This is a genomic window from Ktedonobacter sp. SOSP1-52 (assembly GCF_016587395.1).
Genome location: NZ_BNJH01000004.1, coordinates 325350 through 349036, shown reverse-complemented (window position 1 = coordinate 349036; position 23687 = coordinate 325350). Strand labels below are relative to the sequence as shown.

20 protein-coding genes are annotated in these 23687 nt (G+C 54.6%); 9 read left to right on the top strand and 11 right to left on the bottom strand.

Annotated features, from left to right (window positions below):
• Nucleotides 1-3 precede the first annotated feature (3 nt).
• Complete coding sequence (gene hemE, locus JMJ16_RS36590; protein WP_201389659.1) at nucleotides 4-1077, top strand: uroporphyrinogen decarboxylase; 1074 nt, start codon at nucleotides 4-6, stop codon at nucleotides 1075-1077.
• A 30-nt stretch (nucleotides 1078-1107) separates the two neighbouring features.
• Nucleotides 1108-2040: a ferrochelatase gene (gene hemH, locus JMJ16_RS36585; RefSeq protein WP_201389657.1), complete on the top strand. Its 933-nt coding sequence runs from the start codon at nucleotides 1108-1110 to the stop codon at nucleotides 2038-2040.
• Between the two features lie 59 nt (nucleotides 2041-2099).
• On the opposite strand, the gene JMJ16_RS36580 is transcribed toward hemH, so the two are convergent.
• Both JMJ16_RS36580 and JMJ16_RS36575 read right to left on the bottom strand, forming a co-directional pair.
• Entirely contained in the window at nucleotides 2100-6122 is a 4023-nt protein-coding gene (locus JMJ16_RS36580; RefSeq protein WP_201389655.1) for a tetratricopeptide repeat protein, read from the bottom strand.
• Between the two features lie 513 nt (nucleotides 6123-6635).
• On the bottom strand, nucleotides 6636-7130 hold the full coding sequence (locus JMJ16_RS36575) for a YajQ family cyclic di-GMP-binding protein (protein ID WP_201370581.1): 495 nt from the start codon (nucleotides 7128-7130) through the stop codon (nucleotides 6636-6638).
• A gap of 597 nt (nucleotides 7131-7727) precedes the next feature.
• Here JMJ16_RS36575 and JMJ16_RS36570 point away from each other — a divergent pair.
• The gene (locus JMJ16_RS36570; RefSeq protein ID WP_201370582.1) at nucleotides 7728-8051 is read left to right on the top strand and encodes a hypothetical protein; all 324 of its coding nucleotides are present in this window, start codon (nucleotides 7728-7730) and stop codon (nucleotides 8049-8051) included.
• Between the two features lie 55 nt (nucleotides 8052-8106).
• Here JMJ16_RS36570 and JMJ16_RS36565 read toward each other — a convergent pair whose 3' ends face one another.
• From JMJ16_RS36565 to JMJ16_RS36550, 4 genes are all read right to left on the bottom strand, one after another.
• Nucleotides 8107-9276, bottom strand: coding sequence for an outer membrane lipoprotein carrier protein LolA (locus tag JMJ16_RS36565; RefSeq protein ID WP_201389653.1), 1170 nt, complete (start codon nucleotides 9274-9276; stop codon nucleotides 8107-8109).
• 135 nt (nucleotides 9277-9411) lie between these two features.
• Nucleotides 9412-9858 (bottom strand): FixH family protein, encoded by a 447-nt coding sequence (locus JMJ16_RS36560; RefSeq protein ID WP_201389651.1) that lies wholly within the window; start codon nucleotides 9856-9858, stop codon nucleotides 9412-9414.
• Entirely contained in the window at nucleotides 9855-10709 is an 855-nt protein-coding gene (locus JMJ16_RS36555; protein ID WP_201389649.1) for a ubiquinol-cytochrome c reductase iron-sulfur subunit, read from the bottom strand. The genes JMJ16_RS36560 and JMJ16_RS36555 overlap by 4 nt, the downstream gene beginning before the upstream one ends.
• 22 nt (nucleotides 10710-10731) lie before the next feature.
• Complete coding sequence (locus JMJ16_RS36550) at nucleotides 10732-11298, bottom strand: RNA polymerase sigma factor (protein WP_201389647.1); 567 nt, start codon at nucleotides 11296-11298, stop codon at nucleotides 10732-10734.
• Nucleotides 11299-11351: 53 nt separating this feature from the next.
• On the opposite strand from JMJ16_RS36550, the gene JMJ16_RS36545 reads away from it, so the two are divergent.
• From JMJ16_RS36545 to JMJ16_RS36535, 3 genes are all read left to right on the top strand, one after another.
• Nucleotides 11352-11525 carry a hypothetical protein gene (locus tag JMJ16_RS36545; protein ID WP_201389645.1) on the top strand — a complete coding sequence of 58 codons (174 nt, stop codon included), beginning with the start codon at nucleotides 11352-11354 and terminating at the stop codon, nucleotides 11523-11525.
• A gap of 455 nt (nucleotides 11526-11980) precedes the next feature.
• A complete protein-coding gene (locus JMJ16_RS36540) occupies nucleotides 11981-12400 on the top strand; it encodes a hypothetical protein (protein WP_201389643.1) in 420 nt (139 codons plus the stop codon).
• Between the two features lie 74 nt (nucleotides 12401-12474).
• A complete protein-coding gene (locus JMJ16_RS36535; RefSeq protein ID WP_201389641.1) occupies nucleotides 12475-13380 on the top strand; it encodes a 4-hydroxy-3-methylbut-2-enyl diphosphate reductase in 906 nt (301 codons plus the stop codon).
• Between the two features lie 71 nt (nucleotides 13381-13451).
• Here JMJ16_RS36535 and JMJ16_RS36530 read toward each other — a convergent pair whose 3' ends face one another.
• Nucleotides 13452-14339: a nucleoside hydrolase gene (locus tag JMJ16_RS36530; protein WP_201389639.1), complete on the bottom strand. Its 888-nt coding sequence runs from the start codon at nucleotides 14337-14339 to the stop codon at nucleotides 13452-13454.
• A 408-nt stretch (nucleotides 14340-14747) separates the two neighbouring features.
• On the opposite strand from JMJ16_RS36530, the gene JMJ16_RS36525 reads away from it, so the two are divergent.
• The 3 genes from JMJ16_RS36525 to JMJ16_RS36515 all read left to right on the top strand — a co-directional run bounded on the left by JMJ16_RS36525 (nucleotide 14748) and on the right by JMJ16_RS36515 (nucleotide 18202).
• Nucleotides 14748-15530 (top strand): polysaccharide deacetylase family protein, encoded by a 783-nt coding sequence (locus tag JMJ16_RS36525; protein ID WP_236601873.1) that lies wholly within the window; start codon nucleotides 14748-14750, stop codon nucleotides 15528-15530.
• A gap of 477 nt (nucleotides 15531-16007) precedes the next feature.
• Complete coding sequence (locus tag JMJ16_RS36520) at nucleotides 16008-16952, top strand: ribose-phosphate pyrophosphokinase (RefSeq protein WP_201381145.1); 945 nt, start codon at nucleotides 16008-16010, stop codon at nucleotides 16950-16952.
• Nucleotides 16953-17362: 410 nt separating this feature from the next.
• Nucleotides 17363-18202 (top strand): alpha/beta fold hydrolase, encoded by an 840-nt coding sequence (locus JMJ16_RS36515; RefSeq protein ID WP_201389636.1) that lies wholly within the window; start codon nucleotides 17363-17365, stop codon nucleotides 18200-18202.
• A gap of 65 nt (nucleotides 18203-18267) precedes the next feature.
• On the opposite strand, the gene JMJ16_RS36510 is transcribed toward JMJ16_RS36515, so the two are convergent.
• From JMJ16_RS36510 to JMJ16_RS36495, 4 genes are all read right to left on the bottom strand, one after another.
• On the bottom strand, nucleotides 18268-19374 hold the full coding sequence (locus JMJ16_RS36510) for a peptidoglycan bridge formation glycyltransferase FemA/FemB family protein (protein WP_201370592.1): 1107 nt from the start codon (nucleotides 19372-19374) through the stop codon (nucleotides 18268-18270).
• 157 nt (nucleotides 19375-19531) lie between these two features.
• Nucleotides 19532-20812, bottom strand: coding sequence for a peptidoglycan bridge formation glycyltransferase FemA/FemB family protein (locus JMJ16_RS36505; protein WP_201389634.1), 1281 nt, complete (start codon nucleotides 20810-20812; stop codon nucleotides 19532-19534).
• Nucleotides 20813-21037: 225 nt separating this feature from the next.
• Nucleotides 21038-21616, bottom strand: a complete 579-nt coding sequence (locus JMJ16_RS36500; RefSeq protein ID WP_007908294.1) for a GNAT family N-acetyltransferase — start codon at nucleotides 21614-21616, stop codon at nucleotides 21038-21040.
• A 170-nt stretch (nucleotides 21617-21786) separates the two neighbouring features.
• Nucleotides 21787-23556 carry a serine/threonine-protein kinase gene (locus tag JMJ16_RS36495; RefSeq protein WP_201389632.1) on the bottom strand — a complete coding sequence of 590 codons (1770 nt, stop codon included), beginning with the start codon at nucleotides 23554-23556 and terminating at the stop codon, nucleotides 21787-21789.
• Between the last annotated feature and the right edge of the window lie 131 nt (nucleotides 23557-23687).

Below are 23687 nucleotides of genomic sequence, written 5' to 3'. Positions count from 1 at the left end.
ATTATGTCAGCAGAGAAGAAGAACCTCTCAACCGTGTCAGAACATACCGGTCTGGCACGCTTTATGGCCGCCTGTGAGCGCCGCCAGCCCGATGCGACCCCGGTCTGGTTTATGCGCCAGGCTGGCAGCACCTTTGGCGCGTACCGCAAGATGCTGGAGAAATATGATGTCCTCACCATCGCCAAAACGCCCGAACTAAGCTCACAGGTCGCGCTCTTCCCCGTCCAGGAGTTGGGTGTAGATGCCGCCGTACTCTTCGCGGATATCATGCTACCTATCGAAGAGATGGGCGTTGAACTGCACCTGGAGCCGGAGGTTGGCCCCATCATTCACCATCCTATCCGCGATATACAGGCCGTCGAGGCCTTGCGTACGCCTGCCCGGGACGAGGTGACGCCCTTCGTCATGAATGGAATTCGCCTGATTCGCCGTGAGCTCGAAGGCAAACAGGCGGTGATTGGTATCGCGGGCGCCCCCTTTACCCTGGCGTGCTACCTGATCGAGGGACGCCCCTCGCGCGATTATCGCCATGCCAAGGCTATGATGTATAGCCGCCCCGATCTATGGCACGCGCTGATGGAGAAGATCTCTACGGTAATCGCCGACTACCTTGTGGCGCAGGTGCAGGCAGGCGCGAATGTAGTGCAGGTCTTTGATAGCTGGGTTGGCTCGCTTAGCCCCAGTGTGTATCGCACCTTTGTCCTGCCCTATACGCAGCGTGTCTTCCAGGCTGTCAAAGCGACTGGCGCGCCCGCCATTCACTTTGGCACAGGCACGGCCTCCCTGCTCAATGTTATGACTGAGGCGGGTGGCGATGTGATGAGCATTGACTGGCGCATGGACCTGGATACCGCCTGGGAGCGGATCGGCTATGAACGCGGCATTCAAGGCAACCTCGATCCCGCGTTGATGTTAACCTCCTGGCCTGTCATTGAAGAGCATATGCGCGATGTCCTGCGCCGCGCGGCGAATCGCCCAGGACACATCTTCAACTTTGGGCATGCCATGCCCATCGGCTCGCAAGCCGACCTGCTGCGCCGCCTGGTAGAAGCAGTCCACGAACAAACCCAGAGGTAAAGATAGAGAGAAAGATAAAGGATAGAGACCATGGCAGAGAAACATATTGGCGTTCTATTGATGACCTATGGCTCCCCATCGACGCTCGATGAGGTGCCTGAATATATGCGCAATGTGCGTGGTGGACGCGAGCCTGAGCCGGACCTGGTGGTGGAGTTTCGCCGCCGCTATGATTTGATTGGTGGCTCGCCCCTGGTGCGTATCACGCGCGAGCAGGCCGCGGCCCTGCAAGGGGAGCTGAATAAGGATGGCGGCGATGCGCACTATCGTGTGGATGCCGGAATGCGCTTTTCCCGTCCATTTATCTCCGAGGTTATGCCCGAGGTTGCCAGCAACGCCGACGAACTTGTTGGCATCGTGATGTCGCCCCAGTTCTCGCCCATTATTATGGGTGGCTATGTGCGTACTATCAACGAGGCCGCGGCCCAACTTGGTCGACCAGAGATGCCAGTGCGCGTAGCTGGCGATTGGCACTTGCAGCCCCTATTTATCCAGGCGCTTGCCGAGCGTGTACGCCAGGCCCTCGACGAGAAGTTCGCGCCCGAGGAGCGTGACCAGGTGCCAGTGCTACTGACAGCCCATAGCATGCCGAAGCGCGTCATCGAGAATGAGCCCAACTACATCAACAACCTCAAGGAGACCGCCGCCGCGGTCGCGAAAGAAGTTGGCCTGGCCGATGATCGTTGGATGTTCTGCTATCAGAGTGCAGGCCATACCCCCGAGGAGTGGCTCAAGCCCGATTTTGCCGACATTATGCCCGAACTGGAGGCGGCTGGTCGCAAGCATGTGCTGATCGCGCCGGTGCAGTTCCTGGCCGATCACCTGGAGATCCTGTATGATATCGAGGTGGGTGCACGTGAGCAGGCTGAGGAGCATAACATCCACTTCGCGCGCATCGAGTCGCTCAACACCTCGCCACTCTTTATCAAAGCCCTGGCCCAGGTAGTACGCGAAACATTATAAGTCACAAACATAAAGAAGCGGTGGCGTCGCCGACGCCACCGCTTCTTTATGTTTGTGACTTATAAACCTGCGCGAAGCTCCTGGAGGGTTGCCAGGCGCTCGCGAGCGATTGAGCTGCCGGGATTGATCTTGGCCAGATTGCGGTAAACGCGGCTGGCCTGTTCATACTCGCCAACGGCCTGGTAGGTCTGACCAAGCATATCGTAGGCGTCGAAGTTGTTGCGATCAATCGTAATCAACTGCTGTAGCGCGGCCACAGCCTCTTTGACCTGCTGGGTCTCGAAGTAGTGGCGAGCGATAACAGCCTGGTACCTGGCTGCTTCCTGAGGATGCCCGACGCGGAAGCAGAAGCCAACTACCTCACGCAGCAGATCCATCGAGTTGGGGTCCAGCTCCGCGGCGCGGCAGAAGGCGGCCAGGGCCTCCTCGCTATCACCCGTTTCGTCATAGATACTGCCGATGCGCTGAAGCGTCGCGGCGGCCTCGGCGGTGTTATTGCGGCGCAGGTTAGCATCAACTAGCAGGCGCAATTCCGCGATGCCCTCATCGAGCAGGCCACGATTGATGTAGATGTCGGCCAACTCTTCGTGGGCCTGTGGCTCCTGGGGGGCGAGGTGAACTAGTTCGTTGAGCACCTTGAGCGCATTGTCGATCTGACGACTCTGGCGGTAGTGGCGAACGAGATCCATATACTCACGAACGGCGGTCGAAGGATCTGGGCGGCGTGCCGAGATCTCCGCCAGGGTTGAAGCGACCTCGTCGTTGCCGGCGCGCACTTGCTTGACCTGGCGCAAGATATTCTCGGCCTGGTCCTGGCGCCCGCTACGTCTGTAGGCCTGGGCCAGCAAGAGCGAGATTTCGACCTCGGGTGCCTTGTGCTCTTCACCCTCTTCGCGTGGGCGGGCAGCCCATGTGCTGGGGTCCAGCAAGGCAGGAGCGCGACGCACAGCTTGTAGCGCCTGCTCGAATTGCTGAATGGCTGCCTCTGGTTTGCCCTGGCGCAGATAGCAGTGAGCGCTACCAACGCGCGCCAGCACCTCTACCGCGCTATCGCGGCTCGCCAGTGCATAGGAGTCGAGCGCCTGGTCAAAGTTTCCGCACTGCTGGTAGACCTGGCCGAGAGAGTAATGCACATCGGCGTTATTGGGATAGATATCGGCGGTCTGGGTGTACTCACGAATAACCGTGTCCGCGTGCTTCTGCCCCTCGCCGCGCAACTGCCAGCGAATGCGATTTAGCACCTCAAGTGTGTTGGCGCGGATGGCACCAATATTGGTGACCTGGGCGACATGCCAGCGCACCAGGGCAGTGATATTGCGTGGATCAACCTGGAGGACACGCTGGTACTCCGCTACCGCCTGCTGACTACGGCCTAGCTTTTGCAGGGCCAGGGCGTAGTTGAGGCGCGTTGGCACGCTGGTTGGGCTCTCCTGGAGGGCCTGCTCAAGCTCGGTCAGCGCACGATCCATATAGCCCAGGCGCAGGTAGGATTCCGCGGCGAGGGTGCGCTCGCGCAAGAGATCCTCTTTATTGCCCTGAGAGGAGAGCAGATTGATCAGGCGCATGCGATAGGTCAGGTTATTTGGCTCAAGCTGGAGGATGCGGCGATAGGTCGCGATAGCATCCTCAATGCGCCCGTTTACAATGTAGGTATCGACCAGGATGGCATACTTGGTAATGGCCTGCTCAATCTTGTTCTGGCGGACGTAGATCTCACAGAGCACCTGGTGAACATCCAGGTACTGGGGAGCCATATCGATGACCTTCAGGCACTCCTCAGTCGCGGGCGTTAGTAAGCCGTGGTTGATGTAGTTTTGGATATCGCGCATGGAGCGCACAACCTGCGAGCGTACGCTCTCGGGAAGCGTGGCCGTGCTGGCAAGAACCGCCTCGGCTGCCTGCATATTGCCCTGGTTTCCCGCCATCTGGCTCAGCAACTCTTCGGTTGACTGCTTGCGCTCGGGTGTGACGGCGCGATACTCCTGTGAGGGAGTGCTGCCGGGCAGCATCAGGTTCATCTGCTCGAGAGGAACGGGTGCTCCACTGGTGGTCAGCGGAGGCGTTCCCAGCGCCTGTAGCATCTGTTGCGCGGTAGGGATAGCGGGCGCGGCAGGCTGCTGGACAGGTGGAACCGCTTGCATTGGCTGTGAGGCCGATGCCGGAGCAGGAATCGGCGCCACTGGCTGAATGGGTGCCGATAGTTCCTGCTGGAGCGCGGCCAATTGTTCAGCGGCTGAGGGCTGAACATGGCTGGGTGCCAGCGGCTGCGATGCAGGCTGCTGTTGTTGTAGTTGGGCCAGCGGTTGTGACGCGGGCTGCTGCTGAGGCTGGGCCAGGTTGTCAGCCGCGGGAGCCGGCTTAGGATCATCTGTGAGCCAGGATGTCGAGGTTGGCGCTTGTGCGACCGGCTGCTGTGGCAGCGGCTGTGATGCCGGCTGTGGTGGCTGCTCGTTCTCGCCAATGATACCAGTCAGCCAGTCGGGAAGCTCGCCGACCACGCTCTGACCTTGAGGCTGAGGCGCGGGCTGCGGAGCCTGTGGCTGTTGGGGTGCCTGAGGGGCCTGCGGTGTGTTAAGCGCGTTATTGATATTCGCGGTATTAAACATCATCGTCGAGGCTTCAGAGATGGTCTGTGCATGTTGCTGCTGTGGTGGCTGCTGCGCGGGTGGCGGCGTGACCGGCCGCGTTGGCAAAGGCGCGTTCTGGGCCTGTTGGAGCATGAACTCCACCTGCGCGACCTTGTCGTTCCAGCCCCGGCTGCGTAAGAAACCCAGCAAGGCGTTATAGACCGTCATGGCCTGTTCTTGCTCGCCCAGCAAACGGTGGGCTTCTGCTGCCTCTTGACAGAGCTGAACCAGCTGGTCAGACTCCTCAACGGTTAGTGCATCGAGGTTGACGCGGTCGACTGCCTCGTCAAAGTGGATGGTGGCTGTACGCAAATCGCCACGCGCACGGTAACACTGACCGAGTGCGTAATAGCAAGAGAGCGCATAATCTGGATCGTTAAGGAGCAACTGGAACTGGTTGATTGCGTCATCCCAGCGCTGTTGCTCTTGATAAAGCCAGCCAAGAAAATAGCGGGCGTCTGGCCTATCGAAGCCGCTCTCCAGAATCTGCTCACAGAGGTCGATAGCATCATTGAAACGACCCTGGTCTTGAAAAATCTGGGCCTGCTTCAAGACCTCTGTGACCTGGTTAGCTGTAATACGATTGCGAGGCGCGCCTACAGGTCTATTGAGTACCTGGGATGAGTCTGGACCCACCCCACCGAAGTTGCCCATGCTACCCATGTTACCCATGATGCCAGTGTTACCTCCGCTGATATTATCCGATGAAACAGTATCGGCTAGAAAATTATCGGAAAAAGGTGTTTGAGCTTTTTGTGCTGCTTGCTGTGTCTGTGCAGAGCCAGGGGAAGCGGCCTGGATCTCTGGAAAGACCTGGTTCCCCGGGGGACCTGCTGCCGCTGGCGGTCCATTCATGATATTTGTCATGGTATTTGTAATCTGGGCCAGTAGCTGCTTCGCTTGAAGGTTCGACCCATCGGCTCTTAAGACTTCTTCGCATTGTGTACGTGCGGCGGCCAGATCCTGCTGCTCTATATAGCCTTGCGCGGCAGCCAGGCGTTGCTGAAGCATGGCCGCGATATCTTTTTTTTCAAAGTAGTAGCTTGCCAGGCGCTCGTGAGGCTCGGGACTTCTGGGAGAAAGCTGAACCGCTTTTTGCCAGGCTGCTTCGGCGCGCGCGCCCTGGCCAGCTTGAGAATAGAGATCTGCCAGGTGTAAATAAGCTTGATACGCATCCTGGCGTCTATTGAGTATGCCATAGAGTTCCGCGGTCTTGCTTAAAGCAATGACATTGCTTGGATCGCGCTGGAGCGCGAAGGCGTATTCTTCGAGTGCCTTTTGCCACTGCTTCATCTGCATATAACAGAAACCCGCCCCACTACGCGCGGTCACATCTTCTGGGAACTCTTTGAGCGCCTGCTGATATTCATATAATGCTGTCTCCCACTGGCTATCCCAGCGATAGCGGTCGGCAGCATTGACGGCTGTACTAAAGACTTGTCGGTTCCCAGGCATAAAATCAACTTTCTCAATCGAGAGAACTACATATCAATGGCTATCGCGCATGCATCTCTGAGGCTAGGAAGGCGATTCAATGAGTCTAGCTTAGCCTAGTCAGAAGTTAGCGTACTACAAATATCCCACCTGGACACTTGTTTTGGTACTAAAGTACTTGAGACAGAACCAGGGAAGAAAACGTGCGTTCGCTTGAATGCTTCACAAGGCCAAAATGACTCTGTAGGCGGTTCTACACCATCTTATAGGGGGATCAGAGCGCGTTTAGATATTGGCGCTCTACCATGTGGTAGGAGACTATGCCTCCGACAACTCTCTCGTGTTTGCCTATCCCCTGGCTAGAGACGCGAAGCCTTCTTACTTACCGCGTACCTGGGAGGAGGAAGCCTCTGTTGTAGACGCCACTCCTCCCTGGCTCATTGAAGTAAACGTTGCTTGTGTCTCTCTTTTGCATGGTTGCCTCGACGGTTGGCATGCTTCTGGGACTTCCTGCCTATACGGAAGCTTAAGAGATTAGCTGCGGTAATTTATGAACTGGAGGGGAACGGGAAGATCTTTCTCTTTCAGGAGCGCTATGACAGCCTGGAGCTCATCGCGGCTCTTGGCTGAAACGCGAATAGCCTCGCCCTGAATCTGTGGCTTGACCTTGGGATATTTATCGCGAATGGTTTTGGTAATACTTTTCGCGAGATCTTGCGCAATTCCCTGTTGCAGTTCAATAACCTGGCGTACTCGTCCCGAGGCCGCGTCTTCCTCTTTACCCGGCTTGAAGATCTTCAATGATAGGCCGCGACGGACCGCCTTTGACTCGAGGATATCGCGCACACCCTTGAGCGTGAGTGTGCTTTCGGTGTTGATGACAATGGTATCTTTCGTCTGTGTAATCTCAGTTTTCGTGTCTTTGAGATCGAAACGTGTCTGCACTTCACGACGTGCCTGGTCGATCGCGTTTACGAGCTCCTGCTCATCATACTCTGAGACTATATCAAATGAACATTCTGCCGCCATAAAATCCTCTCCCTCGGTTGATGCTAGCTATCCCCGTGTGCAAATTATTTCGGGTAAGTGGTGTGGTGCGCGGTGACAGCCCGCGCACCACACCACTTATTCTACATCGATGTATGACACATGTTTCAGGGGCATTGTAAACCATTTTGCCGATCATTGCCACTTTATCCCCCAAGTGGGACACTATGAAGCTCAGTGAATTATGGCAGCGCACTATAAAGCGCGAAAAGGCGCGGAGACGTCCTGGCCTCTCTCACTTCTCGAATTCATTCAACATACTAAAGAATGCTATCTCACTTTTTTCAAAAGTTGCTACTAGTACTTTCTGCCTCTGCATTTTCTAGGTTGCCTCTACTTATTGTAAACCTCTATCCTGGCTGATGCGATAAGAGCGAAGCGGGATTTCATGGGGTGAGACCTCTTAAATGCTTGCTTCGTATTGTAGCGATTCCTTAACCGATGTGTGAGGCATCTTTACTTCTTCACACTCTTGTGTTTAACGGAGAGTAATGCTAGAGTCCATTCAGGGAGGAGTGGCGGATTGTTGATGATGAATGCGACACGCAAGCCTAGTGTGAAAGGTAATCGGGCCATATCATGGCGAAGTATATACGACCTAAGTTACTTCCCCATCACGAGGGTGATTCCGCGCTCTCTTCAATTACTATTTCGCAGTTCTGGCATGGGGGCGAGATGGCCACTGAGGAGCAGGCGCGCAACTTTGAGCTGTTACGGCTCGCGTTTTTTGTGTTAAAGCTCCGCAAACTAGAGGCTACAGTCGCTGAGAGTGAGCGCGACGCCGACTTCGCGTTTCGCTGCAACCTGCTCCGGCATGCGATCTTTCACCAGGTCGTGACGCTGACCCGCCTACAAGCCCGTGAGCAGGCGCTACAAATCATTACCGCTTGCCAGCATAATTAGCCCGCCCGCTTGATTGACAGTGCTCAATGCTGCCAGACCACCCTTGGGGAATGAATTAGATCAGTAATCGAGCTATTGTTGTCGCTTGATCCTGGGTGAGGTGCCCGGTGACACGGATGCCAACCCCTTTTTCTGTCCAGGCCAAGCTGGCCAGGTTATTTATCTGCGCGAAGATCGCGTTGGTGGATCGAAGATTGAGGCTCTGCCCCGTTGCCCCCTCCAGGTTCGCCAGAGGCACTCCTTCAGCTATGGTGAAGACCTGGCTGCCCTGCATGTAGTTGAGCAGGTAAATGGCATTCTTCGGCGTGCCAAGCGTCGTGACACCATTTAAAATGTACTCGCTATGGTCCCCCGAGATGGCCAGCAGGCGATAGCCAGCCTTCTTCTGGGCCTGAGCCAGGGAGAGCAGGTCACTATTGCTACTGTTTGCCGTGGGCAGCGCCTCCTCTTTGACTCCCGCGGGGACAACAAAGGTAAATTTTCCTGAATCGACAGGGGCGTTCAGCTCGAAGGCATCAAAATGCATGCTCACCGGCCCCAGGCTGGCGAGCATTAGATCCATGCGTAACGGCTGCTCGCTGCTTTTATCGAGATAGACCTCGCCCTGGTAACTTAAGCTCCCCGTATTCGATCCACCCTGATCACCACTCTCCTGGGGCACCACATGCACCTGGTAGGCCGCCTTGCCATCGACGCTGGCTTTATCGCTGACAAGCGTGCCAGTACTGCTGCCAAATACAGAGAGCAGTGTATTGAGCAGCAACTGAACCTGGCCGCGACCAGGAACAGCCAGAATCGAGCTACTCTGCTGGGCGGGACCTACATAGACCACCTTCTGCGAGGGATCATACTGCCACATCTTTTTGCCATCACTTACCGTGAGGCTCCCCGCGACCGCCTGTGGAAGCGTTGAGGTGAGTGTCTCATTCCGGCTCTTGCCTCCCTGTGCGCTCCACTGCTCCAGCTTGATTGTACCCGTGGCTGCGCGTCCCTGAAGTGTAAGGGTGAATCTGCCATGCAGGGTTTTTGCGCTATTGAGACGCTGCGCAATGCGGTCAAGCAGCTGTTGTCCCGGCGAGCCAGTCAGAGTCAGGTTGCGTATACCAGGATAGGTTCCTGTATGGATCATAGCGTCTGTAGAGGTTGGCTGACAGGCGCTCAGTGCCAGGGCTAGCATGACCAGCAGGACAACAGGTAGGCTGAGTATAGAGCGATGGCGGTTCATAATTGATGTGCTCCCAATAGATATCTAATATATCTACGGCCTTCTACGGATGCGTGCATTATGGCAGCAAAGATATGCTCTCTCATTATATATAGCACGGGTTAGCGGAGTATGCCAGGGTGAGAGGGCGCAGTGCTACTGAACGGTGACTTCGAAGCTGGTGTCTTGCGCGGGAGAGCCGGGTACTTCAAGATGCACGCGTAGCAACCATGTCCCACTCATGGAGAATTGCAGGCGCATGGTATAGACGCCATTGCTCTGGCGCTGTGCCTCGGCTTGTGTCGTCTGCATATTCATCTCCTCCATGTCTCCGCTAACGAAGAGATGCGCGTTTGTCACGAGTTGCTGCTTGCCTGTATGTACGATCTGAAACGCGAGGGTGGCTGGATGGGTCGTTACAGGGGGATTGGGATCGACCTGGAGCGTGATCGTGTAGGCCCCCACCTGTTTGCTCTGAACAGGGGCGGTGGGCGCCTTTTGAGACTCAACATTACTGACAAACGCGCCAAACCAGGCCACGAGAAGGAGAAAGCCGATTCCCACGGCGAGAACCAGCATATTTCTGCGTAAGTATGGCTTCATGCTTTTTTACCTGCGCCGGGTACTTTGACGTACACCTGGTTATCTTGAATGCGAGTTTCCAGGCGAGGGAGCGCCGCCAGGTAGAGCACGGGGCCTCGCATAGGGTCCCCATACTTGCTAAAGAGGCCGCCGTGACAGGGGCAGGCGAAGCAACGTCCATCGCTATCCCATTGTAACAGGCATCCCATATGGGAACAAGTCGCTATTAAGGCTACAATCTTGCCTGCTTCCTGCCCATCGTCCTGGTCATAGCGCACAATATAGCCCGCGAAGGCCTCAGTTTGGAAGCGCAGTGCTTCTTCTTTTAGTTGGTCGAGGTGCGCGATGGATTCCCAGTGTGAGGGGATGTTATCGGGGACAATCTTGGTGGCATATCCCTGACCTTTTTGATGCGGCGGCGGATTACTATTGGCTTGCCTGGTAAGTATGGAGCCGAATGTGGCTCCTGCGGCAAGAGAGGCTGCAGCCACCGCGCTATTCGTCAGAAGCGAGCGGCGTGAGAGTCCCTGCTTAGGGTGAGACGTAGATGAATGAGGCGTTTCGCTGGTTGCGGTTGGCGTGGGCCGTGGTGAGATGGCCTTGTCTAAATCTAAAGTTTTTCGATCAGATGCAGACTGCTTCGTTTGGGTTGTGAGGGACGAGAGGAGTTCTTGCTGCAAGCGCTCTACAAAGAAGGGGCAGGGCGTTATATCTTTGGCTGCGGCGGCGCGTAAGCATGAATATATGTGTAGCACAGGAAGTTGCCCAGGAGGGAGCCGGGGTGGCTGTGCTGGGCATTCCATGCGTAAAGCCTCGATATAGCGTTCTAGCTCGGCGTATTCTACAAGCAGGTCCTGGTCCTCGTCCGACATAATCGTTGTTCCTGGTGTCGTTCTACTGTTCTACAAGTATTTTTTCAAGTTCGGCCGCGCGCCTGAGCGCGCGGAACTGAAGCACTTTCACGTTGGCTTCAGTTAGATCCATCTTTGTGGCTGTCTCTTTAATCGAGAGACTTAAGAGGAAACGGTAAATGAGTACATCACGGTAGTGGTCCGGAAGGGCCTGTAAGATGCGTCGTACGTACTCTGTGGCCTGAAGGGAGGAGGCTGATGGTGTTTGCGTCTCCTCATCCTCATCTATAGGTCCCTCCCAGCCCGCCTCTAGCAATGCTTCTAGTGAACTGGTAGGAACGCGATAATGGATACGCCAGTAGTCTGCCAGGGTGGTCTGCGCGATGCGAAACAGCCAATTCTGCATGCTTTGAGGCGAGCGTTCTTGATCCAGCCCATGTACGGCTTTCATAAATGTTTGTGAGGTTAGGTCCTCCGCCTCTTCTCGATTGCCTACCTTACTGTACATATACCGGTAAATTAAGCCGATATTGTCCTCATAAAAATGTTGCAGCACTACATTCGCATTCCGTACGCCAGGCTGCGATGCACCCTCTTCTCGCTGGTCCATAGCGAATGCCCTGTTCTGCTGGAAAAGGCCATGAGCGTTGCTGGCGAGCTTGCATGCCCGAGCTATTCGTGCCTGGTTGCTTGCTCCTGGTGTCCGCGCTTTGCTTTGTGCTTGGGATTTGCCTGGGAAGTGTTCTATCGGGCTGGTTGGTTCAGGCCAGTAGTATGGATCAGGGTGCGCGGTATCTACCTTACCTGGCGAGCATCTACTATACTGTAGATCTGTAGGTTTTTATATGGTGCCTATCCAGATGGAGTATGGTTGGACGCATGGGCTTGCCAGGCGTGTTTGAGCTTCTTGCCAGTTTAGTACACATGGCTGGTTGTCGTGTATAACTACGTTTAAGGTTACAGGCCTATAGCTGCTTGTGCTTCTGGCTTACATCCTGTGTTACTTCTACTGTAAGTATATATGCTCTTCCCAAACCTGCCAGACAGGTAAGGGTTTCGCGCCTGCGGCACTCAGAGGGAAGAAAGCACGATAGTGGTTTTGTTCCTAAACTTAGGTAGAAAATGTACAGCAAATAGGGTGGGTACCTGATGGTCGTTGGACCGGGTTTGCTATAGTATAAACGTACGTATTTTTCTAAAGGACCTCCATCTACAGGGCCTTAATTGGCCAATAATTGCATCTTCTAGATGGGGATCTGGTTGTGTAACCAGGGTAGAGGAGCACCATTTTTATGTTTAATATCGCACCACAGGTGGTGTCTATTGCTGAGGCTTGCCTGGGGGGGTTACAAGGTCGATCCGCGTTGTTGATTGGTCCCGAAGAGCGACGAAACCCCTATTCATATCTCTTGCGCGATGCCCGGATGAGACAGGTATATCAGGAAGATACGTCACTGCATATTGTGTCTCTCCTCCCTGCCGTTGATCTCTTGATCAGTGTGCCTACCCTGGATAATGGAGGATCTGCTATTCAGCTGAGTGCCGCGAAACTGGCGACAGCCTGCACTGGGCGCCGCAGCCCTCTCTTTATCTTTGATCTCTCGCCCACGCCTTCAGTAGAAGAGATGGCTGGACTATTGCCAGCGGTCTGCCTCTACACTCCCGAAGATTTGCGCCGAATAATAATTAAAAACGAAATGAAGGCGTCTTGATCCATGTGGTAAACTCAAGTCGTCTTATATATGGAAGGTTTTGATCGGCTTGAACTCTTGGTAAAGGGACAATAATGGAAGTTATAAAAATATCGCCTCGTGGCTACTGCTATGGTGTTGTAGACGCCTTAAATATCGCGCGTAAAGCGGCCAAGGATGTCTCTCTTCCCCGGCCTATTCATATAATTGGACAGATTATTCATAACCGTCATGCTATCGAAGAGCTTTCAAGCATGGGCGTGATCACGGTTGATGGCCCTGATCGCCTCTCGATTCTGGAGAATATCCAGCAGGGGACCGCGATCTTTACCGCGCATGGCGTTTCGCCTGAGGTGAAGCGGCGTGCCCAGGAGCGTGGCCTCTACTGTATCGACGCAACCTGCCCTGATGTCACGGTGACACATGACCTGGTCAAGGACCTGGTCGCCAAGGGCTATTATGTGATCTATATCGGCAAGAAGGGCCATCCCGAGCCTGAAGGGGTCATAGGTGAAGTTCCTGGCCATATTAGCCTGGTGGAAACCGAGGCCGATGTGGATGCCCTGGCATTGAGCGAGGAGCAGCTACAGAAGCTGGCCGTCTCGACCCAGACCACGCTCTCGCTCTGGGATACCCATCGCGTCATCCAGCATATTAAGACCAAATATCCTCAGACCGAGGTCTATGTCGATATCTGTCGCGCGACCCAGACGCGCCAGGAAGCGGTCGCTGATCAGGCCAGGGGCGCGGACCTGACCGTGGTTGTGGGTGATCCACGCAGCAATAATACCAATCGCTTGGTCCAGGTCTCTGAGGAGAAAGCCGGCGTACCCGCAGTGCGTATCGAGGATCTCTCCCAGCTCGACCTCAGCTTACTTAAGGGCAAGCATAAGATTGCGGTAACAGCGGGTGCCTCGACACCTAGCCAGATCACGCGTGCCGTGATTCGTTTCCTGGAAGAGTATCAGCCAGATCAGATCGAAGAACCAAGCAACGTTTAGAGTAATAGGGGATGAGCTGGGTCCTGGTAAGCCGCAAGCTTACCAGGACCCAGCTCATCCCCTATTACTCTTTATGCTTCAAAGACCTCAAAGAAGTGCTCGAAGAAGTGTTGCGTATTCACACTTGTGGCAAGCTGATGACGTGCCTCCTGCCTGTCAGGCTGCCAGTAGGTCTTGCCCAATAGCTCTTCGTCTTTGAGTTCTATATTAATCGTGCCAGGCGTGAAGGTTGCGACCTGTTCATCAAAAATTGTAGCCGCAGCCAGGGGACTGTAAAACGTAATCGTTTCCTTATGCTGGAACCAGACCTCCGCGAAATCGAGAACCGGGCGCAGGTGAGGTAGGTGGCAACGCGCACGGAACTCCCCAGCAGGTGTACTGATCTGTTCGGAGATGTCAAAGCCAACGCTACGATGAATGGGCACATTGGCCCGGTAAACAATGGCAGCGGCATAGGGATCATTGAGCACATTCCATTCGCGCCCAGGAAGCGTGTATTGGCCACATGCCAGAATAAGGCCCTTGAGGAGTTGGGGGATATCGGGTTGAGTAGCGAAGAGGAGCGCGATATTCGTCAATGGCCCGGTTCCAAGCAGCATCACCTCGCCTGGGTAGGCGCGAATGGCATGATTGAGAAAGGCGATGGCCTGCCCATGAGGAAAGTCGACATCGTGTTTCCAGTTGGCGAGCGCCATGGCCTGAGGAGCATGGGCTTGTCGTAGTGGTGTCATCAAAGGTTGCTCAACCCCGGGATAGATGGGAATATCCTTATCCACGGCATTGCAGAGGCTACTGGCGAGCATGGCGCGTAGATACGGTTCTCCTGTGACTGTGGTAATACCCAGGAGATCACACGCTGGCTGCGCGAGGAGGTAAGCGAGGCACACCGCATCATCAATATTGCTGCCAATATCTGTATCGAGGATGACACGGGTCCTGGATGTTGTAGGTGAAGACATAGTACCTGGCTGCCTCCTTCGCTCGCTAGTTGATATTCTACTTTATTATAGCCATGTAGAAATAAGCTGTTTCTGCCCCTTCGCGCCTGCGGCGCTCAGGGGTAAGGGATATATGGTGGATGGCTGGCGTAGCCAGCCATCCACCATATATCCCTTACCCCTGAAGGCTAGCGTAGCGAGTGGAGAATGTGTGTTGGCTCGCTCAAAATCTGTGAACTTCCTCTCCTATGCCTCACCTCAAGGCAAATTGTGATGTGTATCATACTCAACCATCCATTCTCCGGGTATGCTTCTTGACAAGAGAGACAAGAGAAACCTGTCAACAAGATCTCTCGCAACATCTGCTGTTAATGAATAAGTTTAAATGTGCCGATATAAAAAATAAAAAGTATATGTGAGAAAACGGCTATGAAAAAGATGATCATGACGACCCTCCTGCTGATAGTAGGGCTTGGTGCCTGGGCCTCCTATATAATTACCTATCCCAACTCTGCACACAGGGCCTCGGCGCAGGCTGCGGCAACCACTCCGACACCAACGCCTATCAAAGATGAGACGAAGCCTATTCCGCCCGCGGTGAAAGCGAGCGTCTTCTCTCAGGGGAGTGATACGGTCAACGAAATCGCATTGACCTTTGACGATGGTCCAAGCGCAGCCTATACCGCGCAGGTGCTCGATATTCTGCAAAAATATGGGGTCAAAGCCACCTTTTTCTGTATTGGTCAGCAGGTGCAGGCGACTCCAGACCTGGTAAATCAGGAGTTGCAGAACGGTAACGTGGTGGGAAATCACACCTGGAGCCATCCAGATCTCACAACCCTATCCGCGCAGGATATATATACACAATTGCATATGACCTCTGACGCGATAAAGAGCGCTACTGGTACATCGCCAGTACTGTTCCGCCCTCCCTATGGAGCTATTAATGACACAGTAAAGCAGCAGGCCAATGCGTTGCATATGACACCAGTGTTGTGGTCCATTGATACCGAGGACTGGCAAATGCCGGGCGTGGATGCGATTGTGAACACTGCATTGAATAATGCTGGCAATGGGAGCATTATCCTCATGCACGATGGCGGCGGAGATCGCTCGCAGACCATCGCGGCCCTCCCTCGCATTATCACCGGCTTGCAGCAGCGCGGCTTTAAGCTCGTCACGGTCCCAGAACTCATGGCGGACGCCAACTAGAAAAGAGTAGCCGTTTTCTCAAAGAGTAAGGGGTGTGCGTGGAAAATTGGGCTTTGCCCAATTTTCCACGCACACCCCTTACTCTTAAAAGCTCGCGTAGCGAGCCGAAGCAGATACCACCTGACAACCACTCGATTGGCATGGCGATAGGAGTTTTTGGTATAATTCTTAGCTGAACAACTAGCAAGCTGCCTGGCGCCTTGTCGCTATTCTCCCTGTACCGACACTGGCACATTGCCGATAGAATGTGTGTATACTCTTATACTTGGGGGCAGATATCTATTGGTGGGAGGTTAGTAGGGAAGGTGTTTGTATGCTATGCCCGGTGGAATATATCGTGTCAAGACTTTTTATGAGGCGTGTGAGGTGAAGGCAGCTGCCCTGGCTCTATATATTCAACTTCAAAACTGACAGTGCTTCTTTGATGTGAAGATAAAGAAGTATCTATAAAAGCAGAGGGACAAAGAGGACATATAAATGCGTGAAATCACCATTTTCAGTGGAAGTGCTCATGTCGAGCTGGCTCGTGAGATTTGTCATCATCTAGAGGTGCCGCTATCGCCAACGACGATTCGGCGCTTTGGTAATGACTGTTTGCATGTCCAGCTGAACGCGAACTGCCGTGAAAGCGATGTATTTTTGATCCAGCCTCTTGTGCCACCGGTGCAGGATCATCTGATGGAACTGCTGTTGATGCTCGACGCGGCGCGAGGAGCGTCCGCAGCTCGCACAACGGCGGTTATCCCGTATTATGCTTATGCGCGCTCCGACAAGAAGGACGCCTCGCGTATCTCTATCGCTGGCCGCCTGGTCGCGGACCTGCTGGCGACCGCTGGCGCCAACCGGGTGCTGGTCATGACACTGCATGCGTCCCAGGTACATGGCTTCTTTAGTGTACCAACAGATCACCTCAATGCTTTGAATGTCCTGGCTCAGCACTTCCGCAACCGCGACCTGAGCAATACGGTCGTCGTTTCGCCCGATCTGGGCAACGCCAAGGCAGCCTCGCATTTCGCGCGCCTGTTAAAGGTGCCTGTCGCAGCAGGTAGCAAGCGCCGCGTTGATGACAACAAGGTGATTATTGATACCATCGTGGGCGATGTTGAGGGACGAGACGTGATTGTTATCGACGACGAGATCGCCAATGGCGGTACGATTATCGAGATCCTGGATCGCCTGCGTGAGCGCAACGTACGCCGCATCTCGGTCGCCTGTACGCATGGTGTCTTTAGCGGCAAGGCTATCGAGCGCCTGGGGAGCCAGGAGGACATCGATGAGATCGTCGCGACTAACACTGTGCCCATTCCCGAGGAGAAGCGTCTCCCCAACATGACCGTCATCTCCATGGCGCCCCTGCTATCGGAGACTATCCGCCGCATCCACAATGGCGAATCGGTCAGCAGCCTCTTCGCCGACGCATAGTTTATATGTAGGGGGCGTAGTAGAGATAGGCCGCAGGTCTATCTCTACTACGCCCCCTCTCTTACATCGGATAGTGCTTTTGTGATATACTCGGCATACGCGCAAGCGTCGATATGGTTTTTGTGTGTTTGCGCCCCACTCTAGACAGAAAGGAGGCACGCCGATGTATCAGGCGAAACAAATGTTTGCTAAGCCTATCGAGACTGGGCTGTGTAACTCCTATCTCTTCCTTCTCGCGCAATAGAGCCGTTAGTGATGGCTGCGCGGGAGCGGTATGTGCAAGGTCCTGCCCCGTTTTTCGATCAGGTTGATCACCTCTTTTAACTGTATAAGATATGTTGTGTCTGTAGCACGACATATACAGCAGCATGCTGTAAAAATTGAGAAAAATAGAACAGGAACACTGCAACATGAAAGAATTTACTCTTCAAAAAACGGGCTATCTGCACGCGCAGGGCGCGCCACTTTACTATGAGTTCGCGGGACCAGAGCGCCCTGTTAGTGATATTCCCATATTATTTATGCATGCGGGGGTCGCCAATTGCCAGATGTGGGATGAGCAGTTCGCAGCCTTCGCGCCCGATTATCAACTTATTCGCTATGATCTGCGTGGCTTTGGCAAGTCCGCTTATCCTGCTAAGCGTTTCGCGAACCACGAAGATCCCTCGCTGCTACTGGGCTATCTGAATATCACCAGAGCCCACGTGGTGGCTTGCTCCTTTGGTGGCAAGGTCGCCATCGACTTTGCCCTGACCAATCCAGACTCTGTGGCCTCGCTGACCCTAGTCGCGCCAAGCGTGGGTGGCCTTAAGTCAGATGAGGAGATTGAGCGTTTCTCTGAGCAAGAGGAGGCTCTGCTGGAGAAAGGCGATGTCGCAGGAGCGACCGAGCTGAATATGCGGATGTGGGTGGATGGTCCCAAACGCTCGCCCCAGGAGGTCGATCCCGCCGTGCGTCAGCGAGTATACGAGATGCAGTATCAGGCCTTTGGCGTCGAGATACCCGAGGGAGCGGATTTGATTAATCTTGATTCCCCCGCCTGCGAGCGCCTGCGCGAAATTGCTGCTCCAACGCTAGCCGTCGTGGGAGATCTGGATCTGCCTTCGCGCTTTGACATTGTCTCTCAGTTGACTGAGGCTATGCCAAACGTCCAGACGTTGACCCTGGAGGGTGGTGCGCACATGGTCACCATGGAACAGCCCGAAGCCTTTAACCAGGCTCTACGCGCTTTTCTTCAGACCGTGAAATAGTAGCTTATCTCCAGAAAATGCTGAAGGCGAGGTCCGTGGACCTCGCCTTCAGCATTTTTTCTCTTTTATGCCTGTACGGGTGTTTTCTCTTCTGGCTTCTGGGGTTCGCGCTCTTTAGCGGACTCAGCGGCGGCCTTCTTGAACTGTCGCTCGTCGCGCCAGTGCTTGAAGTCGAGCAGTGCGCGGTAGGCCTGGTAGACGATGGGATTGTAGATAAGGTCCTGCGTGGGGAAGAAGCGGATAGGATAGCCGCCAAAGCCACGCTTAAACTGGTAGACGCCCCACAGCTCCTGGCCCTCCTCAAGCACATCTGGAATGCCCCGGAAATTGTAGTACTTAGCACCTTTTGATTTGGCCCACTGCATGCTGGTCCACTGCAGCAGGTGGTTGGGCATCAGGTTGCGCTGCTCGTTGGAGGAGGCACCGTACATGTACCAGCTCCACTCGCCCAGGACGCTGATGATGGTGCCCGCGATGGGCTTGCCCTCGTACTCGGCCAGGAAGAGGGCCACGCGGTCTCCCTCTTTGTAGAGGTCAAGGTACTGGCGATAAAATTCCTTGCTGTTGATGAAGAAGCTATCGCGCTCGCTGGTGACCTCGTAGATGCTGTAGAACTTCTCCAGGTCCGCCTCGGTCTCGCCACGGCGGACGGTAATGCCTTTGCGACCAGCCAGGCGAATGTTGTAGCGCCACTTCTCCTTCATACCGGAGAGAATGCCCTTTTCATCGGGGCTGATGTCGAGCACCCACTCATGGCGGATATGCATATGATGGGGATTGGTGCGAAAACCGAAACGCTGCATGGCGGTCTGCCATTCGCGGTTATCTGTATCCACACTTGGCTCGACCTTGAGCATGAAGGCACCACGCTTGCGTGCCTCGGCTCGCACAAAGTTGAGCAGGACGGTCATTGCGGGCGACTGGGGATCAGTGATGACGGGACCGCGTGGGGAGTAGAGATAGACCTGTCTGATCACGGGCGCGCGCGATACTAGTACCATCATCCCTGCGCATAACTTGCCCGAGTCATCAAGCACGCCAACACGCAAGACTTCCTGTACCCCGAGCAAGGGGAGTTCTCCCCACTCATAGGATTGAGTGATGTTGCAGCAGGGGGACGAGGCAATAAAGTCGTTCCACTGCTGGCGATCTGTAATGATACGGGCTTCCATGGGTCATTATATCCTTTTATATTCTAACGGATCCAACATGCCTTCTCGCGCCTGCGGCGCTCATCTTTCTGTTATGTATGTTGTGTGGTAGGGTGGGGCTTTGCCTCGCCCTACCACACAACATACATAACAGAAAGATGAGCTTGCGAGCCTTTACTTATGATACAGGAGAACTGGTTTCCTCTGGGGTGTCGGCGATGGGAGAGCTGCCTGCTTCTTGCGGCTTCTTCCCATTCTTGCCTGCCTGCTGTTTCTGCTTTGCCTTCGCGGGTTGAGGCTGCTCTTTGGGCGTTGCTGGAATCTGTTCTGCTGGTTTGGCCTCTTCGCCCTTGCGCTGGACCTGGCCCCGGGCGGAGCGCTCTAGCTCAACCTTCTGGCGTTCCTGGTGGCGTTTGGCGCGGCGGTACTCGACTAGCCTGCTCCAGAGCGTATAGATCAGTGGGCGATAGACGTAGTCCTGCGTTGGCATGTTCAGGCGCGAGAAGCCGCCAAAGCCTTTCTTATATTCATAGACACCCCACATCTCTTCGCCCGGCTCAAGTATCTCGGGAATAGTGCGGAAGTCAAAATAGCTGCACCCACGTGCCTGCGCCCACTGGAAGCAGGTATATTGCAGGAGATAGGCTGGCTTCAGGTTGCGCTTCTCGTTGGAGGTCGCACCAAACATATCCCAGCACCAATCGCCGAAGCGGATAAGCATCTTGGCCGCGATAGCCGTACCCTCGTGTTCAGCGATATAGAGCACCGCGTCGCCCTTGCTAGCGAAGTGGCGATAGATCTCCTTGTGGTAGTCCAGGCTATGGATAAAGAAGGCGTCGCGCTCGCTAGTAACCTTGAGAAGCTCATAGTAGGCCTCAAAGTCGGCGTCGCTACTGGCTTCACGGATAATCACACCTTTACGGCCCGCGGCGCGCACATTCTGGCGCCAGGTCATTTTAAAGTTGGCCAGCAACTCCTCGGCGCTTGGACGAATATCCAGCACCCAGCTTCGGCGACCATGGACCGCGATGGGGTTGGTGCGGAAGCCAATCTTGCTATAGGCGGCCAGCCAGGCGTGTTCATTGGGATCGTCGTCGGCGATATTGGGTTCGATGCGCAGGATGACCGCGCGCTCTTTACGGGCGACTTTGTGGGCATGCTCAAGGAGCGCGGATAGTGCAGGTGAATCGGGACTCTCTACCGTGGGACCGCGCGCACTGTAGAGCCAGCTAAGTTTAAGACCGGGAATACGCGCGGGCAGGGGAACGGGATTGACCGTGAGCAGCATGACTCCGGTCAAACGCCCATCCTCCAGGGCACCCAGGCGATAGATGCGACCACCAAGGTATTTATTTAGCTCACCCCACTCATAGGACTGCAAGAGGTGTCCACGAGGCTGGCTGGTGAGAAAATTATTCCATTGTTCCCGGTCATTGATTTCCTGGATGGTAAGAGTCATAGTTTTTCCTATGATGAATAGTGGGACCAACGCTGCTAAATGGTGAATTCACAACATCTGTAGGGCCCATGCTGGCATGGACTGCGAGCGAAGCGACCTCCGCAACAGTTGGGTATCGGCCTGAGGGCCTCGGGAGTCCATGCCAGCATGGACCCTACATCTAACAACTACGTGAATTACCACTAAAGCACGCGTCTACATAATAATGGTACGGCGTCGTGCTCACTATTGAGCGTCTTCCTGCTCGTACTTCTCCAGAAACTCGCTTCTCAGCAGGCTATATACACGCACATCATGGTACTTGCCGAAGCGGAAGATGACCTGGCGCATCGTGCCCTCGTGCTTGAAGCCAGCCTTCTCGTCCGCGCGCCAGCCACCAATGTTCTCCTCCATATCCTGCGTCTGGATACGGTTCAGATTTAGTTCAAGGAAACCATAGCGCAGCATCATCTTGGTGCCCTCGGTGCCGTAGCCCTTGCCCCAGGCCGAGCGATCCAGAATGATGTAAAACTCCGCGGACTGGTTCAGTGTATTGATATCTTTTAGTCCGACCAGTCCGATCAGGCTGTTATCACTTTTGAGGGCCACGCCAAAGATAATATGCCCAAAGGTCTTGTAGAGGTTCTCGATGCGCTCTTTGGCCCGTGCATCACTGGTTGGATAGATAGAGAACCAGCGGCGCACATCGGCGTCGTTGAGCCAGGTAGAGTAGAGGTGATTATCCTGAGCAGGCTCCAGTGGCCTGAGATAGAGTCGTTCGCCAATGACGAATGGATTCTGCATTCGTGAGAGTTCGTCTGCCATTTTTTCGTCCTCCAAAACATACTGCTTCGAGGGCAGTATAGCATAGGGGCGGAAATCGGTGCAATTAAACAGGCAGATATATAGCTCTTTTGAGTTAGGAATAGAGGGGAAAGAGGATGAGGTAGGTTGCTAGCAACCTACCTCATCCTCTTTCCCCTCTATTCCCAAAATTACCCACGATTGGAGTAGCGTAGGGCGCGGCCCCCGATGAAGGGAATTCTAAAGCGGGTGCCAAAGAGGGCACTGATAATCGCGATGATGCCCAGGACGATAAATGCCAGAAAGACCCAACCGGTAACTGTATGTAAAAATTCCAGGATATTAAAAACCGCAGTGTTGTTATACTTGTTATCTATCATACCTTGTTGAAGCCAGCCATTGAGCAGCGTGAGGGCGATTAGGATGACGTAGAGTTGGAAGCCTTGTACGACGTGGAAGCGTGGCAAGGCCTTGCTACGCTCGGTAAAGAAATAATATATCCAGGCGGCAATGCAAACAAAAGGCACATAGGCCAGTGCGGCCAGGCCCCGGCCCTCTGAGGGAACGGGTCGCATGTTGGCCCCTGGTGCGGGCTGCTGGTAGGCCTGTTGCAGCTGAGGTGTGGCAGCGTAAGGCTCGTGGGCCTTCGGGGTTGCGGGCTGGCGGCGCTCGGTTGGCCCTGGCGCGGAATAGGTCTCCTGCGGAGCGGGCCTGTAGCCTCTATCAGGTGTCTGGGGATAGGCGTTGTCGTTTCTGCGTATGTTGCCTGGTTGATTATTTGGGTTGCCTGCATAGCCAGGTCTATAGCTCCCAGCCTGATTGTTGTAGTCACCTGTCTGCAAGGGGCGGCGTGCCTCAAGTTCGTTCTCTCGCTGAGGCGCGACCGGTGGCATATAGGCATTACGTGCCTGGGGTTGCTGGTGCTGATTATTCTGGTCGAAGGCGTTATAGGCAGGTGCTGGTCCCGAGTGTGGATTGAATGCATCGTTATATGGTGGCGTGAGCTGCGGACGAGGCGGCGTAGCCAGCGGCGTGTTTTGACCAGCCTGGGGCGCGCCCCCCTGCTCATAGCGCATGCCAGCGAGGCCTGGCTCACTGCTATTTATGGCTGGGGCGGCTTGCAGACGCGCATTAGGATTCTTGAGCGCCTCCATGAAGGTACGGACATCCGCGAAGCGCTGCGTGCGCTCCTTGCCCAGTGCGCGAAATATGACGTTTTCAACATATTCAGGAACGGCGGGATTCAGTTCACGTAGGCGCTGCGGATATTGCTGCATCTGCATCTGCATGACAACATAGTTGGTCGTGCCCGCGAAGGCTTTGCGGCCCGAGAGCAGCTCGTAGGCGATACAGGCCAGGGCATACTGGTCGGTCTCGACACTCACCATGCCTGTAAATTGCTCAGGAGCCATATAAGTGGGTGTCCCGATCTCGCGCGTCTGCTTGACCGTTGCCGAGGTAAGAACTGTTGAGATGCCAAAGTCGGCCAGCAGGGCCTCGTCTCTAGCGTTAAAGAGAATATTCTCTGGCTTCAGGTCACGGTGAATGACATGTTGATTGTGTGCATGCTGGAGCCCTGCCGCGATCTGTGCAAGGATTGCCAGTGTTGTCTCCAGGCTCAGGGGGTTGCCGTTCTGACGCGCAATGCGCTCGCGTAACGTGCCATTGGGGGCATATTCAGCAATGATATAAGGCTGCTCATTCTCAATGCCGACATCATAGATGGGGAGAATGTGAGGATGTTTGAGCCGCTCCAGGATTTGGGCCTCGCGAATAAAGCCTTCGCGTTCCTGTGGCTCTGAGAGATACACGCCCTGCAACAGTTTAATAACAGCGCGCCGCTCGGTGAGGTATTCATGTTGCGCGAGATAGACGCTACCGAAGCCTCCACGTGCTATCTCTTTCTCGATACGATAGTTGCCAAACTTTCGACCTGAAAGGGCGTAGGGTTCTTGCGCCATCGAAGATACCACCTGCTTTTCGGCTAGAGAGACTATAAAGACCATGCTATACCAGCTAAGGCATACAGAAGTGACTATAGCATGCACATACAGACGTGTCAATTAGCGAGATCACAATTTCTATCCCCTCT